Source organism: Sphaerospermopsis sp. FACHB-1094, from assembly GCF_014696195.1.
Taxonomy (GTDB): Bacteria; Cyanobacteriota; Cyanobacteriia; order Cyanobacteriales; family Nostocaceae; genus Sphaerospermopsis; species Sphaerospermopsis kisseleviana.
Window position 1 is genome coordinate 1 of sequence record NZ_JACJPT010000047.1, and the last position, 15545, is coordinate 15545.

The 15545-nt window shown below is 41.0% G+C and carries 15 protein-coding genes; 4 read left to right on the forward strand and 11 right to left on the reverse strand.

All coding sequences use genetic code 11. The features are described from left to right. Positions 1-84: 84 nt before the first annotated feature. The 7 genes from H6F47_RS15255 to H6F47_RS15285 form a co-directional block, all read right to left on the reverse strand. Positions 85-414, reverse strand: a complete 330-nt coding sequence (locus tag H6F47_RS15255; RefSeq protein WP_190649873.1) for a DUF29 domain-containing protein — start codon at positions 412-414, stop codon at positions 85-87. Between the two features lie 334 nt (positions 415-748). Further along, complete coding sequence (locus H6F47_RS15260; RefSeq protein WP_190649875.1) at positions 749-2548, reverse strand: bifunctional serine/threonine-protein kinase/formylglycine-generating enzyme family protein; 1800 nt, start codon at positions 2546-2548, stop codon at positions 749-751. 452 nt (positions 2549-3000) lie between these two features. After that, positions 3001-5130, reverse strand: a complete 2130-nt coding sequence (locus tag H6F47_RS15265) for a xanthine dehydrogenase family protein molybdopterin-binding subunit (protein WP_190649878.1) — start codon at positions 5128-5130, stop codon at positions 3001-3003. Positions 5131-5132: 2 nt separating this feature from the next. Next, positions 5133-6125: a xanthine dehydrogenase family protein subunit M gene (locus tag H6F47_RS15270; protein ID WP_190649879.1), complete on the reverse strand. Its 993-nt coding sequence runs from the start codon at positions 6123-6125 to the stop codon at positions 5133-5135. Continuing rightward, the gene (locus H6F47_RS15275; RefSeq protein ID WP_190649881.1) at positions 6122-6841 is read right to left on the reverse strand and encodes a 2Fe-2S iron-sulfur cluster-binding protein; all 720 of its coding nucleotides are present in this window, start codon (positions 6839-6841) and stop codon (positions 6122-6124) included. The genes H6F47_RS15270 and H6F47_RS15275 overlap by 4 nt, the downstream gene beginning before the upstream one ends. 114 nt (positions 6842-6955) lie before the next feature. Beyond that, positions 6956-7720, reverse strand: a complete 765-nt coding sequence (gene map, locus H6F47_RS15280) for a type I methionyl aminopeptidase (RefSeq protein WP_096569885.1) — start codon at positions 7718-7720, stop codon at positions 6956-6958. 4 nt (positions 7721-7724) lie between these two features. Next, positions 7725-8726, reverse strand: coding sequence for a Gfo/Idh/MocA family oxidoreductase (locus H6F47_RS15285; RefSeq protein ID WP_096569887.1), 1002 nt, complete (start codon positions 8724-8726; stop codon positions 7725-7727). A gap of 52 nt (positions 8727-8778) precedes the next feature. On the opposite strand from H6F47_RS15285, the gene H6F47_RS15290 reads away from it, so the two are divergent. Both H6F47_RS15290 and H6F47_RS15295 read left to right on the forward strand, forming a co-directional pair. Then, entirely contained in the window at positions 8779-8934 is a 156-nt protein-coding gene (locus H6F47_RS15290) for a hypothetical protein (RefSeq protein ID WP_190649883.1), read from the forward strand. 190 nt (positions 8935-9124) lie between these two features. Beyond that, positions 9125-9424 (forward strand): ferredoxin, encoded by a 300-nt coding sequence (locus H6F47_RS15295; RefSeq protein WP_096569889.1) that lies wholly within the window; start codon positions 9125-9127, stop codon positions 9422-9424. 109 nt (positions 9425-9533) lie between these two features. Here the strand turns inward: H6F47_RS15295 and H6F47_RS15300 are convergent, their stop codons facing one another. Next, a complete protein-coding gene (locus H6F47_RS15300) occupies positions 9534-11156 on the reverse strand; it encodes a SpoIID/LytB domain-containing protein (protein ID WP_096569891.1) in 1623 nt (540 codons plus the stop codon). 183 nt (positions 11157-11339) lie between these two features. On the opposite strand from H6F47_RS15300, the gene H6F47_RS15305 reads away from it, so the two are divergent. Continuing rightward, positions 11340-11603 (forward strand): sulfiredoxin, encoded by a 264-nt coding sequence (locus tag H6F47_RS15305; protein ID WP_096569893.1) that lies wholly within the window; start codon positions 11340-11342, stop codon positions 11601-11603. Between the two features lie 85 nt (positions 11604-11688). On the opposite strand, the gene H6F47_RS15310 is transcribed toward H6F47_RS15305, so the two are convergent. The 3 genes from H6F47_RS15310 to H6F47_RS15320 all read right to left on the reverse strand — a co-directional run bounded on the left by H6F47_RS15310 (position 11689) and on the right by H6F47_RS15320 (position 14494). Next, positions 11689-12882 (reverse strand): HetZ-related protein 2, encoded by a 1194-nt coding sequence (locus H6F47_RS15310; protein ID WP_096572743.1) that lies wholly within the window; start codon positions 12880-12882, stop codon positions 11689-11691. An 890-nt stretch (positions 12883-13772) separates the two neighbouring features. Then, positions 13773-14123, reverse strand: coding sequence for a carbon dioxide-concentrating mechanism protein CcmK (locus H6F47_RS15315; protein ID WP_096569894.1), 351 nt, complete (start codon positions 14121-14123; stop codon positions 13773-13775). A 59-nt stretch (positions 14124-14182) separates the two neighbouring features. Further along, positions 14183-14494: a carbon dioxide-concentrating mechanism protein CcmK gene (locus tag H6F47_RS15320; RefSeq protein ID WP_096572744.1), complete on the reverse strand. Its 312-nt coding sequence runs from the start codon at positions 14492-14494 to the stop codon at positions 14183-14185. A gap of 127 nt (positions 14495-14621) precedes the next feature. Between H6F47_RS15320 and H6F47_RS15325 the strand changes: the two genes are divergently transcribed. Further along, positions 14622-15506: an alpha/beta hydrolase gene (locus H6F47_RS15325; protein ID WP_190649885.1), complete on the forward strand. Its 885-nt coding sequence runs from the start codon at positions 14622-14624 to the stop codon at positions 15504-15506. Positions 15507-15545 lie beyond the last annotated feature (39 nt).

Here is a 15545-nt window from a genome sequence, read left to right on the forward strand (position 1 = left end):
AAGAGATGGCAAAGAAATTTTCAAATCTTCTCCTGACTCCTGACTCCTGACTCCTGACTCCTATGCCCTCACGGAAAGACTTTCTCAGCAACCCCTATATAGTGTTTTTGAACGACAAGAAAATTCTAACTCATCTCGGAAATTAGCAATTTCATTTTTCCAACCGCGCTGACAAAATTCTCGTTCACTTTCCCAATAACAATACAGCAGAAGATGAATTAATAACTGCTTCAGGTAACTTTCTACTTTTCGTCTTTGTTCAATTCCCAAAGCTTCAATCTCTTCTGCTAAATGTTGCCAATCTAAATTTTCAATATCTTGATTTTGTATTTGTTTGAGAGTGGTTTCTATCCACAAATAATAATCTTCTTCATACAGGTTAGGTTGAATAGTTAATAATGTCTTGTTTGTCATACCTGAACCCTAAAGCAATATACAGTAATTTTAACATTTTCTGTCTGAATCTCCAGAACCCCGACTTATACCAATATTTTCTCATCAAATCATAAATTTACTACAGAAGTCGGGGATCTAAACCCTTGACAAAAATCATAACTTCTATTATCCTTATGTTATAGGTGGAAAAGAGTGCGCCCATATATAACGTATTTTCAAATTCTCAGATTCTCAAAACACAACTTCCACAAAAAACACACATCTATTTTTCTGAAAAAAATTGATCGCCGAAGGCGATAGAAAAGGGAAAAGGAAAGAAGGGTAGAGGGCAAAAGGGGGAAAGTATAAAGTGCTACCAAGTCCACGCAGCACCACACACAACACGAAAACCGCTGTCGTTGAAGTCGAAGCCCGCACCATAAGAGTAGCGACGCGCCGAACGGCAATCTTCAGGAAAGTCGTACCAAGAACCACCGCGCAGCAGCTTGTGTTCGCCTAGATTAATCAATGCACTACCATCTATAGGCGCATTTATATAATTTTCCTGCCAGTCATCTTCACACCACTCCCAGACATTACCGTGCATATCATACAAACCAAAAGCATTAGGGGGAAAAGAACCTACATCAGTGGTTTGTTCTCGATATTTACCTTTCGGTGCATCAGCGTAGGTATTGTCACCATGATAGTTTACCAAATCTGGGGTAATACTTGCACCAAAATAAAAAGGTGTAGTTGTTCCCGCCCTACAAGCATACTCCCATTGTGCTTCACTGGGCAACTTATAGTTTTTACCTGTTTTTTGGCTTAACTTTTGGCAAAATGTAACCGCATCATTCCAACTTACTGCTTCAACAGGTCGGTGTTTGGTGAGCGTGGTTGGTGAGCGAAGTCGAACCAAAGTCGAACCATTACTACTTTTGAAGTAAGATGGATTCTTTCCCATGATAGCTTGATATTGTGCTTGGGTCAAGGGATATTTACCGATAAAGAAACCGGGAACAGTCACTTGATGTTGAGGACCTTCATCATTACTTCTTCCTTGTTCATTTTCCGGTGAACCCATGATAAAAGTTCCTGCGGGTATTTCCACCATTTCCAACATCACCCCATTTCCCAAGTCTTCTACAAAATATCTTGCGGAGTGGTTGCGTCGTTGTATTATTTCTCCTTTGCGGTTGGTGGTGACAACTTTAAAGGTGAAGGTTTTGAGAAAATTATTATTTTGTTGTTGTTGTTTTGGTTGTTGTTTTGGTGTTTCTGTTTGAATACCTAAATCAATAAACCATTCTTTGATAGACTGGGGACGTTTTCTATAGTCCAACTCCATCCCCTTGAGAATAGCATCACTTACCTGATCACTAATGTGAGGATGAGATTTTTTTGGTGGTTCAATAGCCATTTTCAAATCTAGCATAATCTTCGCATTGAGATAAGGACTAGGTAGAGGGATGAAAGGTGGTTCTTGAACCGCGATAATTACATATAATGTTGCAGCGAGGGAATAAATATCTAATGCAGGAGTGAAGTTACTGCGGTTTTCAAACTGTTCTGGTGGTGCAAAAACGGGAGTTTTCGCATTTGTTAAACTCATGCTTTCTGCAAAGTTGACTTCCCGCGCTAACCCGAAATCAATTAATATGGCTTTTTGATCTGATTCTCGGAGTAAAATGTTGGCAGGTTTAATATCTCGATGTAAATAATTGCGACCATGAATATAATCTAGTGCAGATCCTATTTGTTGGATAATTGCTAAACCCGCACTTTCACTAAAAACACCATTTGACCATAAATATTGTTCTAAGTTTTTACCTTTAATATATTCCATTACCATACAAGGTAAACCATTTTCTTCAAATAGTTCTGGATAAACCTTGACGATGTGGGGATGATCAAAAGTCGCTAACTTTATCGCTTCGGTATTAAACTTACCTCGTTCCTCTGCTAAAAATTCTGCAAAACCTTCTGAGTTTCCACGTTTGTCTCGATAACGTTGTTGTAAAAACAAGACATTGAGACTTTTGATAGCGACTTGGGTTTTACGTTTATCATCTTTTGCAAGATAGGTGACACCAAACCCACCTTGTCCCAGGATTTCAATGATCTCATATTGTCCGCGTTTGATTTTTTGTCCTGGGGTGAAAAATGCCATCTTCCCCTCACCTGGTGATGCTATGAGTTTTTACTATATATAGTGTAGCTTTTTTTGTCAGAATCAGGATGTCCAGGATTAAAGGATTTTCAGGATGTTATTTAATGATGGTTTTTGGGAATTTGGGATTTTTTTTGTCAGAATCAGGATTTTCAGGATTAAAGGATGTAGAGGATGCGATCGCCAAATTCCCAGACTCACAGAAAAACTCTCTCAAACTCTCTTACCTTCGTGTTCTTCGTGTTCTTCGTGGTTCATTCTCTTGAAAAATCAAACTTGAGTTTTTCCCAACCCGTTATATATGGGCGCACTCTTTTCCACCCATAACATAATCCTACAACACCATAAAAATCTTGTCAAGACTCAACGACAACTTTCTGAAAAACTCCCTTCCTCCTCCTCTGCGACTCTGCGCCTCTGCGTGAGAAAAAATATTTCCCACACAAACAGCACTAAACCAACTTATCCGGTGTAATTGGTAACTCCCTTAACCGCTTACCCGTAGCATGAAAAACAGCATTAGTAATAGCCGCCGCCACACCAGTAATACCAATTTCCCCCACACCGCGCACTCCAGCCCGGTTAAAATTCAAATCAGGTTCACCCACAAAAGTTACATCAATTCTGGGAATATCTGCATGGGTGGGATAATGATAAGTAGCCAGATCATAAACCACCGGATAACCGATATTCGGATCAAACAAGCACTCCTCCATTAAAGCATGACCAATACCCATGATCACACCTCCACGGATCTGAGAAGCGGCAGTTTTAGCATTCATCACCTGTCCGATATTCATCACCGACACCCAGCGCGTCACCTGTAAACGCCCGATCTCCTCATCCACACTCACCTCACAAAAATGAGCGCCCCAAGACTGAAAAGCCCATTTATTAGGCGCTTCACTACCAGCAGAAGTACCCGTAGCTTCAAAAGCAGCCCGTTGAGACTGACGCAGACTTGCAAACGCTTCCTGGGCATTTTTAGCTTGGGCAGTTTTCAGCACTTCCTCACAAGCTGTCATCACCGCCGGTATCAAATTTGCCGTCATTTGCGAACCACCAGCAATACCACCATTAGGAAACAACGAGTCACCTAATTCTACCTTAACTTTTTCCACCGGTAGCCCCAAAAACTCAGCCGCCGTACCCGCCACAATGGTATATGCACCAGTACCCATATCATTACCACTGGTGAGAACATGGGCAGTACCATCAGCTAAAAGCCTGACTTTTACCGTTGCTGTACTTTGTAAACCCGGAAAAGTTGCAGCAGCCATACCCCAGCCTATCAATTTACCATCACGGTTGAGCGATCGCACTTTTTTCGGTCTATTTTGCCAACCAAACTTTTCTGCACCCACTCGCAAACATTGGGCAAAATGTTTAGCAGAGAAAGGTAAACCCCGACTTTGATGTTCTTTAGTTTCATTCCTTAACCGTAATTCTACCGGATCTATCCCCAACTCCCAAGCTAACTCATCCATTGCCGACTCTAAAGCATACATACCGGGGGTTTCTCCGGGCGCACGCATAAAAGTCGGTGTCCCCACATTTAACACTCCCAATAATTGCTGAGTTCGCAAATTTGGAGTAGCATACATCACAGGAGTGATATTTGTACAAGGTTCAGTAAAAACATCAACCGTAGAAGTAAAAGATTTGGCTGTATGTTCAATGCCCTGTAAACTCCCATCAGCATTAGCAGCTAAACTCACTGTTTGCTCGGTTTGCGAACGGTGTCCAGCATTTGCTGTCATTTGTCGTCTGCTGAGAACCACTTTTAGCGGACGTTGCAATTTACGTGCTGCTGCTGCACAAAGAATACCATGCGGCCAAGGAAAAGCTTTAGAACCAAAACCACCACCCAAAAAAGGCGTAATAATTCTTACCTGTTCCGGTGCTAGTCCGAAAAGTTCTGAATAGGTGCGTTGACTACCCCCTACCCACTGACTAGGTTCATAAATAGTCAGAGAGTTGGAATTTTGCCACTGGGCGATAATGGCATGAGGTTCCATTGGTGCGTGCAGTTCCGTGGAAGTTTTGTAGGTGGCTGTAATTTTAGCTGCTGCACCTGTCATTGCGTCTGTAGAATTACTAGTAGCAAAGCTCCCTTTTTCCAATTTCATCTCTCCCCCAAACATGGAAGGAGCATTTTTCAAGGAGACTTTTTCCGGGTCTAAACTCGGTGTATCTTTGATATATTCAACTTTGACTAAATGGGCTGCGTCTCTAGCTCTTTCAAAGGTATCCGCTACTACCAAACCTATTATTTGTCCTGCGTAATGAATTTGCTCATCTGCTAAGGGTAGACGAGCTTCGTAAATTTTAGAATTGATAAAATTGTTACTAGGTTTAGAAATTTGCGGGGCGTTTTTATGGGTAAAAACCGCTATCACACCCTTTGCTTTTGCTGCTGCTTGGATATCAATATTTTTGATCCGTCCTTTGGCAATACTAGCAGTGACTAAATAACCATGCACTAAGTTGGGTATTTGATGTTCTGCGGCGTAGGTTGCAGCACCTGTCACCTTTGCTAGTCCATCTTTGCGGTTAATGCCTGTTCCTATAACCTTATTCATAACTATACTATACCTCCACCTTGAGCCGAAACCATGAGAGCGCGACGAATTGCCCGTTTTGTCATGTCTATTTTGTAACCGTTGTGAGCTAAAGGTTTTGCTCCTTGTAAGGCTATATTTGCAGCTTGGGTAAATGTGGTAATATCCGCAGGTTTACCGATTAAAAACTTTTCTGCTTCGTTAGCACGCCAAGGTTTATGTGCGACTCCACCCATTGCTAAACGGACATCTTTTATTTTGTCACCCGCAACTTCTAAAGCTGCTGCCACTGATATTAAAGCAAAAGAGTAGGAAGTGCGATCGCGCAGTTTTAAATAAACTCCTGATTTCGCCCAGGATAAAGGCGGTAAAATAATGGCGGTGATTAATTCCCCCGCTTCTAAATTACTATCTTTTTGGGGTGTGTTTTCTGGTAAACGATGAAAATTCACAAAAGGTATTTGTCGTTTACCTTTGGGTCCTTCCACTTCCACCACCGCATCTAAAGCGGCCAAAGCTACACACATATCTGAAGGATGCACAGCTACACATTCTTCACTTGCACCGAGAATAGCGTGCATCCGGTTTATCCCCGTTGCTGCTGGACAACCGCTTCCCGGGTCACGTTTATTACAAGCAAAAGCAGTATCGCAATAATAAGGACAGCGAGTTCTTTGTAAAAGATTACCCCCCACAGTAGCCACGTTGCGGATTTGTTGCGATGCACCAGAAAGAATTGCTCTGGATAAAAAAGGATAATTGCGGCGAATTTCCGGATGATCAGCTAATGCTGTATTTGTTACCAAAGCTCCCACCCGCCAACCATTAGTCATCCTTTCTATACTTTGCATCTGCAAGCGAGAAATGTCTATCAGTTGGGATGGTTCATCTAGAAAGGCTTTGAGGCGATCAACTACATTTGTTCCCCCACCAATAAACAGGGAATTTTTATCACTTGTTGCTCGTTGAACGGCATCTTTTACAGAGGTAGCGCGAGTATAGGTAAAGTTATTCATGATGCTTGCACCTCCTGAGATTCACTGACCATAATATGGGCGTTGGGAGAGGGGGGTTTTTGTCCTGTTACCTGTTGTACTGCGGCGACAATGCCGTTGTAAGCACTACACCGACAAAGATTACCACTTAATCTTTCTTTGATTTCCGCTTCTGAAAGTTCTGCTAATTGCGGTGGTTTGTTTAAATCAGCCGTAACAGCACTTCCACAACCGCGTTTTACTTCTTCCACAAGAGCCACAGAGGCGCAAATTTGTCCTGGGGTGCAGTAACCACATTGAAAACCGTCATTTTCAATAAAAGCTGTTTGCATGGGATGGATAGTATCACCCTTTCCTAGTCCTTCTATGGTGACTATTTCCTTTCCTTCCTGCATCACTGCCAAAGACAAACAAGAATAAACTCGTTGTCCATCTATAAGAACTGTACAAGCTCCACACTGTCCATGATCACAGCCTTTTTTACTACCTACCAATCCCATATTTTCCCGGAGAGCATCCAGGAGGGTAACACGGGGTTCAATGGTTAAAGATTCTGCCTTTCCATTGATTTTGAGTGTGATATTCATTTCACCTGTGCTTGCTTGGGTAGTCTCTTTAGCTACATTAGTCTGGTTGAGTATTGCAGGTGCAGCTATGACTGTACCAGCTGTAGTTAATGCCTTGCCCAAAAAACCACGACGGGAGGTTTTTCCAGGTTGATGCTGAGGTTTTTCCATGATTATAACGGTATGCAGTTGAATGAGATACAAAACTGTTCATGAAATTCATACACTACGAGATTTTTAACTCTGTTCCCTGTTCCCTGTTCCCTGTTCCCTGTTCCCTGTTCCCTATTCTGGTAGAGTCAGTATTTCTACTCCATCTTCTGTCACAGCAATGGTATGCTCAAACTGTGCTGAAAATTTGCGATCGCGTGTTACCGCAGTCCAACCATCAGCTAACATTTCCATTTCCTGAGTACCTTCATTGATCATCGGTTCAATGGTAAACACCATTCCCGGTCTTAACCGTTTACCTTTACCCCTTGTGCCAAAATGGGGGATATCCGGTGCTGTGTGGAAAATATTACTGATACCATGTCCCACAAACTCCCGCACTACGGAAAAACCTTCAGCTTCAGCATACTCTTGAATAGCCGCACCAATATCACCTATTTTCGCCCCTGGTTTTACTTCCGCAATACCCAAATAAAGACATTTTTCTGTTACTTCTACCAATTTCTGCGCTTTGGGTCTAGTATTACCAACGATAAATGTCTTAGATGTATCGCCATGATAACCATCAACGATAGGTGTCACATCAATATTAATAATGTCCCCTTCTTTGAGAATTTGTCTAGCATGGGGAATACCATGACAAATAACTTCATTTACACTGGTACAAATTGACTTAGGAAAACCTTTATAACCTAGAGGTGCGCTTTTAGCTCCCTGTGCTTGTGTCCATCTTTCTGCTTCATCATTGAGTTGCTGGGTACTTACCCCTGGTTTAACCATCGGTTCTAGATGCTGTAACAGTTTTGCTGCTAAACGTCCAGCCCGACGCATTTTTTCTATTTCTCTTTGGGATAAAATAACAATTTGTTCAGTTCTCATCTATCTAGTCTTTTGTTAGAAATATAGTTAAACCTGTTTGGGCGGCTTTACGAGTAGCATCTGCCACTTTTAAAGTATACAAACTTTGTTCTGGGGTGACATACAAAGGCTTACCATAAAAAAGATGGTCTAATGCCATTGTCGTATCTTTAGCAAATAATCCCCGACGAGTACCCATATCTATCAATGTTGTTTTTTCTGGCTGTACGAAAATTCCTGTGTTACCATCGAGGATTAAACCGCCTTTTTCACCGTGAATTTCAAACTTGCGTTCTGACTGCCAGATGGTTTCACCTTTACCATAAATCACTTGCGCTAACAAACCATTACTAAAGCACAACTGCGCTACACAGATACAGCTTTGATAATAGTTGGTTTCTGTTTCCCAATATCGCTGATGACAGTTAACAGAGAACACCTCACCAAACAAGTCAGTTAGACGATGTAAGCGAGATAACGCCCCCATTAAAGGAAACCCAAATTGTTCATGGTTATAAGTCCACTTGCGGGGTGCAGGGTTTTCAGGTTTAACGGTACTTTGACGAACATAAAACAAAGAACCCACCTGCTCTAAATGTTGTTTTAAAGCTTGATGCCAACCGCCTAAAAGTTCAATGTGTTCAACGTGCAGCAGTTTATTTTTTGCTTTTGCTAAGGCGATCAGTGCTTCTGCTTCCTTGACATCCAGAGACAGAGGATACTCGACAATTACGTGTTTGCCTTTTGTCAGGGCAGCTTGAGTTATTTTACCATGATCCTGATTAATCGTGGAAATGACCACTAAATCTAAATCTTCCCTGTTGACTAACTCTTGCCAAGAATTTATCACCTCTGTTTGATATTCCTGAGCCAAAGCTGCTGTTTTTTCAAGAGTATGGCCAGCGATCGCTACTAACTGTGTCCTCGGATCTTGCTTTAATGCCTCAGCCCTCAATTTTGCTGCATACCCAGTCCCAACTAAACCCACTCGCATGATTTTATTTAAAGGTGGCTCAAAATTATACATAAATTTTCATCTATTTAATTAATCATTAACATTGGTAATTGGTAATTGGTAATTGGTAAAAATAAAATTGATTACCCAGTCCCCAGTCCCCAGTCCCCAGTCCCCAGTCCCCAGTCCCCAGTCCCCAGTCCCCAGTCCCCACTGCAACCACAAAAATCATACCCTCAAAGATGTCGTCGCCATCTGTCGCAATGATGATTTTACATAACTAAAACTTATTGGTAATAAGTAACTAAATTTCATTACTAATCGTGGTCAAATTTCCGTTACAAGGTTGAGATTTTCCCGTAGTATCAGAATTGAAGCAAATAAAAATCAACGGTTCATCCTTTCAGGTCAGCCGCCGATTTTGCTGAAATATAGCTTATACTGCCGTTGTTACAAGAGAGGAATACTAAATGGCTACTTACAAAGTCACTTTAATCAACGAAGCTGAAGGTACAACTAACGAAATTAACGTTAAAGACGACGAATATATTCTAGACGCTGCTGAAGAAGCAGGTCTTGATCTTCCCTACTCCTGCCGCGCTGGTGCTTGCTCTACCTGTGCAGGTAAAATCGTTTCTGGTACTATTGATCAATCTGATCAATCTTTCTTAGATGATGATCAAATCGAAGCTGGATATGTTTTGACTTGTGTTGCATACCCAACTTCTGACTGTACAATCCAAACACACAAAGAAGAAGAACTTTACTAAAAGTCGAACTTTACTTTTTTGAGAACTTACCACCGCCTTACTGTTACAGCAGTACAGCGGTGGATGTTTTGTATCAATTTCTTCTCTTGTTATTTCTAGCTTACCGCAATTATCTACCTGTTTTGCTATCTGAAGATGTTAAGAAAGGTTGAATTTCGTTACCAAGTATTTTAAGTTCTGTACCCGGATAATAAAACTGAAGAATTTTAGCACTTGGCCAGCCGAGTTTGGCTAAATTTTGAGCGCCTGTTTGACTTAACCCTACTCCATGGCCTAAACCTCCACCAATAAAAGCGTATCCCCAGATCCCTGGTGTACCTTTGTTGAGAGGTTGTAAATAAAATAGTGTACTGCGGGGAGCCGCAAAGGCGCTGCGAACTTCATCTTTATGTAAGGTGAAAACGCCAATATCGGTTTTTACAGCTAGTTCTAAAATTCTACCGCTGTTGCTGCGCTTGGTAACAGCCATAGCTTCAATGGTTTTGAATTTGCTATATGGACTCTTTTTTGCCCGCAAAAATTTTTGTAAGTCTTTGGTAATATCTTCTAAGCTAGTTTGTTTGCTCCAGCGGAATACATCCCATTTACTTTCATTAAATCCTTGTTTCAGGTTAATAAACTGCCGTAAATTATTTTCATCTGCTAAATTATTTTTTGATATGTCCCAAATATTTGTAGCTGCATCCACTACTGGACGCAAATAAGGACGATCTTCTCCATTCCACACATCGCTAAAGTAAGCTGTAACTCCACCTGTGGTTGAAGAATAGAGGGCATCGACTAATTCGTTATTATGGGTTAATACCATGCCCCTGGTGGCAGCGATCGCTTGATCTGTGGTTTTTGCCACGCCATTTAGTCCATCATAAACCTGGCAGTGTGTATCCGCACATAATTGATAGTTATCAACTTCAAATCTGCGTACATTCCGCAGGGCATAGGTGCGGGCAATTATAGCCTGAGCTTCTAGGGACGCTTGGGGCGCTCTTGTGCCAATTTCATAAGGTAAAACTCCCCGTAAATATGTTTCTAAAGGAACTTGATTGACTAAGGAGTAGCTACCATAAGCATTTGGCTGTAATTTCAATCTCCCTGGGAAAAGACGAGCATTTTCTGGCTTTGTGCCTGTATTCAACCGAATTAAATTTTTATCTGTGGTAATTTCTAAATAATTATTGCTGTATCGCTTACCGTTAATTTCCCAACTGACTTGCGGTACTTGTTGGAGAATTTGTGTATCTAAATATGGCAGCTTTTGTCCTGATTTTTGTATGTTTTGTAACAACAATCTCCTGAGTAAAGGACTGCTGTAAACATCTCGTTTTGCCCATACTTGCCAGCGTTCAGGTTGAGCTATTTCCACTTCTACACCTTGAGAACGCCAATTTCTGGCGCTGTCTTCTGCTGTTTCAAAGGTGCGATAGTTGCCTAAAACTACTACCTCCTGCACTTTTGCTTGAGGCAAAGTCTCCATGACGGTTTCCAGTTGGATGGGGTTGGCAGTAACTAGGGTTTGCTGTTGATGACCTTGTTGCCATTTTAGCTTTAGGCGATCGCCTTTGGTCGGTGTCAATTTTAATTTAGCAGTAGGTGTAGATCCAAATCGCTGGACAATACCAATTTTCAGTTCCACATCTGGGTTATTGTTGACAGGAGTTGATGCAGCAGTCAGTCCCAGTAAACAGAATGTGGTGAGTATTTTGTAGGAAGAACGCCAGAAAAAGATTTTCATGAAAACCTGATTTTGCTACCACAGTGAGGCTTGAAGGCAACTTTTAAGGAATTTTGTAGCGATTTTGCTTTGTTGTTGATGCCATTCAATCATATCATTACCTTTTTTTTCTCAAATAGTTGCAAATCGAAGTCATAATGATTATGATTTAGCTGGGATAGAAAACTCATCAGCAAAACTTCTATGGTAAAAATTCAAGAAATTCCTTTAAATCAAATTCAACGCCCATTACCGCGTCAGAACGATCCAGCGAAAGTTAAGCAACTAATGGAATCAATAGCAGAAATTGGGCAACAAGAACCGATAGACGTTCTAGAAGTAGATGGAAGCTATTATGGCTTTTCTGGTTGCCATCGTTATGAAGCTTGTCAGCGTCTAGGCAAAGAAACGATTTTAGCTAGAGTCAGAAAAGCTACTCCGAGTGTGCTGAAGATGCACCTAGCTTGACACTCTCCGGGCTAAAGCCACGGAGATTCTACATTCTACGTCAGAATTGGCTCTCTTCAGTTTTCACCAACTAGAGTTGCGAAATTTAAAGAGAATCTTTTGTTCTTAAAGTTTGAGCGGCCAGATAGACTTTAGTCCATTCACCCATAACCTGATGGGTTTTGAGTTGTAAATTTTGGGCTATTGCTTCTATAGAGTGACCGGCTCTGCGTAACTGGAGAATCTGTCTGCCCAGATTAGTGACTTTTTCTTCCAACTGCTGCCATTGGTTTGGTGTTAAACCGAAATTGTGTTCTTGTAAGGAAATTGAGAGCCAGCTTTCTACCAGTTCTGATTGACCTTTGATGGCAAAAACGCGGACAGCATGGTAGCTAATTTTTTCACGCAGTCGGTATACTTCCTTAATTGGCTTATTGAGTTTTTTGGCAATCTCTTCTTGAGTTTTGCCTTGGAGGTATAATTGCAGCCAATCTACTGCGGTTTGTCCCAGATTTTCCAGTAAGTATTGGGCAAATTCTTGATATACAGCTTGACGTAGTGATTGTTGCTCTTCTAATTTTTGTGCTTCTTGATATTGGGCGATCGCCTGATTATCTACCAAGTTCAGGGGGTTATCTGTATCTTCTGTCAGCACTTCATCAGAAACCAATCGAATCAAGTCGTTGGCTGGAACTTGGGTTAGCCCACCACGCTGAACCCGTCGCAAGTAGTTAACAAAACGATAAGCCAAGAGGGGTTGATTACGTACTGGACGCAAACAATATTCTTCGATGCTGGCAAATAGTAAGGTATCCTGTAATCTTCTATCTGTGGTGACATCGGCAATGGCAGACATTTGTTGCTGCATATATGAATCACTTTGCAGCAGTTCTTGGAGAACTTCTTGTAATACATCGACCACACTGCGCTGGCGATCGCGACTTAAAGACACCCAAGTTTGAATTTTATTTCTCAGTGTCATCACGCTTCCCAAGCGATTAATCAGGTTACGATAAGCACGTTCTCGCCCCATTCCTAAGTATCGCTGCTGTAAAATCCGACAGCGATATTCCATTGCTTGTTTAGCTATTTCCAGTTCTTTTGGGGTGAGTAAATCAAATCTTTTGACATCTGATCCCAAAAGCCAAAGCAAAATACTATGTCTAGCGCCCTCACTTTGTTCTGGACATTCAGCAGCGAGTCGCTTTTGCCAATATTGCGCTAAGTGTGCCGCATCCGTTTCCATAGTGAGATTGCGCTCCTCGAAACTCGGCTTTAAAGTTTGCATCACAACCCCTATACCCACTTAAATTACTAACCAATAGCTGCCCTTGTTCTCAAAATACGCAAACTACTTCTCAAAAAATCTTGCTCATTGATTTTTGATCCGAAAGCTGAATTTTTAGTTTAGGTATTTCACTTTGTTAGTCCAAAGGTAAGTATTCAGCTATCAGTAATCAGTAATCAGCTTTCAGATGTAAATAGACTGGTTGTTAATAAAATCATAATTTTACTAGATTACCAGGCTTTGAGCAGAGAAATTCACAGGCTGATATTTGTGTTCTTTGTGACTTTTGCTGACGGCTGACGGCTAACGGCTGAATGCTTACTTCCAAAGGTAAAAAAGATTAATTATGAGTCTCTGACGAAAATTAACCTGTCTAAGTTTCAGCTTTCTCTCGTTATTTTTGCGTTCACTTCTTTACCAGTCTTGATATTTATTAGACAATAAGAAAAGTCAAGTCAGAAAAGTCAAGTAGTTTTGCTGTTTACACATCTTTCATAAAAACAAAGATTATTTGGATATGCTCACAATTACAATTATTTCTCCCCGGGGAAACTATTGAGTAAAATTAATCAAAGCTTTAGATTTTTGTATCCAAATATCATTTCTTTACAAAAGTCAGGAGCTATTTTGGTAAAAGGGCAGAACAGGGCAGAACTCTTACTCAATCTCAGTATTCAGAATATTACTATAAATAGTTTATAGGTTTACTGTGACTGAGATTACTGAGTTTAAGTAATTATTTCTGGATATGGCAGTAAGAGAACTAAAAATTTATTGCTTTTGAATACATAGCTATTAGTCCGTAGTCAATTATCGGGTGTGTGGTGTAGGGTGTAGGATTGGGGGAGAATCTTTTTCTTCCTGTCACCTGTCACCTGTCACCTGTCACCTGTTCCCTGTATTTATCTACCGCTAGATGATCTGACGATGGGATTTTCTACAGAGTCTCGATATTGCTGAACTTGGTCTGTATAAGCAATGGGTAAAACAGCTTCGACGTTTTCATGGGGACGGGGGATGATTACCCAAGATTCTAAAGTACCACCATAGACGTTTTCTGCTGCTTCCACACCAGCGGCCATAGCGGTTTTAACTTCAGAAACATCACCACGAATATTCACTGTAAACCGGGCGCTACCTACTCGGATATAACCAACTAAGGTAACTCGTCCAGCTTTTACCATCGCGTCTGCTGCTGCTAGGACTGCGGGAAAACCCTTTGTTTCTAAAGATCCAACGGCCTGTAGTGACATTATTAATCTCCTTTATGAATAAAATTATCTGCTACAAGTTATTTTGATAGCAAATTTGCTTAAAAAATCCGAAAAGGTTCAGATTTGGAAGTGAAGTGGATGGGTAAAATCGTTTCCACATTTTCCGGGGGATTGGGAACTATATAATGTGTGATCACTTGTCCACCATAAACTTCTTCTCCAGAAGCTATTCCCGCAGCAACTGCTGTTTTAACTTCCGCCACCTGTCCCCTGACGGCGACTAACAAGCGTCCGCTTTCTGCGATGCCATAATATACGATTGTGACAGCGGCAGATTTAACCATCGCGTCTGCTGCTGCGAGTACACAGGGAAAACCTAAAGTTTCGATTACGCCAACTGCCATTGGCATGGCTTGACTCTCCAGAAATCCAGAATAAGTGATATTTATTGTACGAGGCTTTGGTCCCCATTTTTTCATTTGGGGAAATTTTCTTTTTGTCAGTAGTCGGTGGTCAAGATGATGTAAACTGATGTTTATGTTTCCAAGTTTTTTACCTGCTGCTGTTGACAAGCTGACAGAACCAGCTTCTATTGCCTTGGCTCAAAGTATCCAAAGTCAAGACATTGCTACTCCTTTAAGTCCTGAAGCTATTACCACTACTTACGTACATCAAGGTAGTGGCGATACTCCAATTTTATTGGTTCATGGTTTTGATAGTTCGATTTTAGAGTATCGCCGACTTTTACCCCTGCTGGCTGACAAAAATGAAACTTGGGCAGTAGATTTATTGGGTTTTGGTTTTACAGATAGACAACCGGATATTGCTTATAGTCCCTTAGCTATTAAAACTCATCTCTATTATTTCTGGAAAACCCTGATTAACCAACCTGTGATTTTGGTTGGTGCTTCTATGGGTGGTGCTGCGGCGATAGATTTTACCCTCACTTACCCGGAAGTGGTGCAAAAATTGATATTAATTGATAGTGCTGGGTTGAAAGGTGGTTCAGCATTAAGTAAATTAATGATTCCCCAGTTATATAATTTAGCAGCGGAGTTTTTACGTAATCCCAAAGTGCGCGATCGCATTTGTCGCAGTGCTTATAAAAACCCAGATTTAATAAATGCGGATGCTTTATGTTGTGGGGATTTACACTTAAAAATGCCTAATTGGAGTCAAGCTTTAATTGCTTTTACTAAAAGCGGTGGTTACAGTGCTTTTAAATTTCCGCAATTGGCAAAAATTCAACAGTCAACTCTGATTTTATGGGGTGATAATGATAAAATTTTAGGAACTAAGGATGCTCCCAAATTTAAAAAAGCTATTCCCCAAAGTCAGCTAATTTGGATTAAAGATTGTGGTCATATTCCCCACTTGGAAAAAGCAGAAATTACAGCACAACATATTTTAGAATTTAGGTAAGGAGTTAGGAGTCAGGAGTCGGGAGAAAGAATTAGAAGC

Excerpts from the sequence above, each read along its gene's own strand:
- H6F47_RS15255 (WP_190649873.1), bottom strand. The coding sequence starts at position 414 with ATGACAAACAAGACATTATTAACTATTCAACCTAACCTGTATGAAGAA.
- H6F47_RS15260 (WP_190649875.1), bottom strand. The coding sequence starts at position 2,548 with ATGGCATTTTTCACCCCAGGACAAAAAATCAAACGCGGACAATATGAG.
- H6F47_RS15265 (WP_190649878.1), bottom strand. The coding sequence starts at position 5,130 with ATGAATAAGGTTATAGGAACAGGCATTAACCGCAAAGATGGACTAGCA.
- H6F47_RS15270 (WP_190649879.1), bottom strand. The coding sequence starts at position 6,125 with ATGAATAACTTTACCTATACTCGCGCTACCTCTGTAAAAGATGCCGTT.
- H6F47_RS15275 (WP_190649881.1), bottom strand. The coding sequence starts at position 6,841 with ATGGAAAAACCTCAGCATCAACCTGGAAAAACCTCCCGTCGTGGTTTT.
- map (WP_096569885.1), bottom strand. The coding sequence starts at position 7,720 with ATGAGAACTGAACAAATTGTTATTTTATCCCAAAGAGAAATAGAAAAA.
- H6F47_RS15285 (WP_096569887.1), bottom strand. The coding sequence starts at position 8,726 with ATGTATAATTTTGAGCCACCTTTAAATAAAATCATGCGAGTGGGTTTA.
- H6F47_RS15295 (WP_096569889.1), top strand. The coding sequence starts at position 9,125 with ATGGCTACTTACAAAGTCACTTTAATCAACGAAGCTGAAGGTACAACT.
- H6F47_RS15300 (WP_096569891.1), bottom strand. The coding sequence starts at position 11,156 with ATGAAAATCTTTTTCTGGCGTTCTTCCTACAAAATACTCACCACATTC.
- H6F47_RS15305 (WP_096569893.1), top strand. The coding sequence starts at position 11,340 with ATGGTAAAAATTCAAGAAATTCCTTTAAATCAAATTCAACGCCCATTA.
- H6F47_RS15315 (WP_096569894.1), bottom strand. The coding sequence starts at position 14,123 with ATGTCACTACAGGCCGTTGGATCTTTAGAAACAAAGGGTTTTCCCGCA.
- H6F47_RS15320 (WP_096572744.1), bottom strand. The coding sequence starts at position 14,494 with ATGCCAATGGCAGTTGGCGTAATCGAAACTTTAGGTTTTCCCTGTGTA.
- H6F47_RS15325 (WP_190649885.1), top strand. The coding sequence starts at position 14,622 with ATGTTTCCAAGTTTTTTACCTGCTGCTGTTGACAAGCTGACAGAACCA.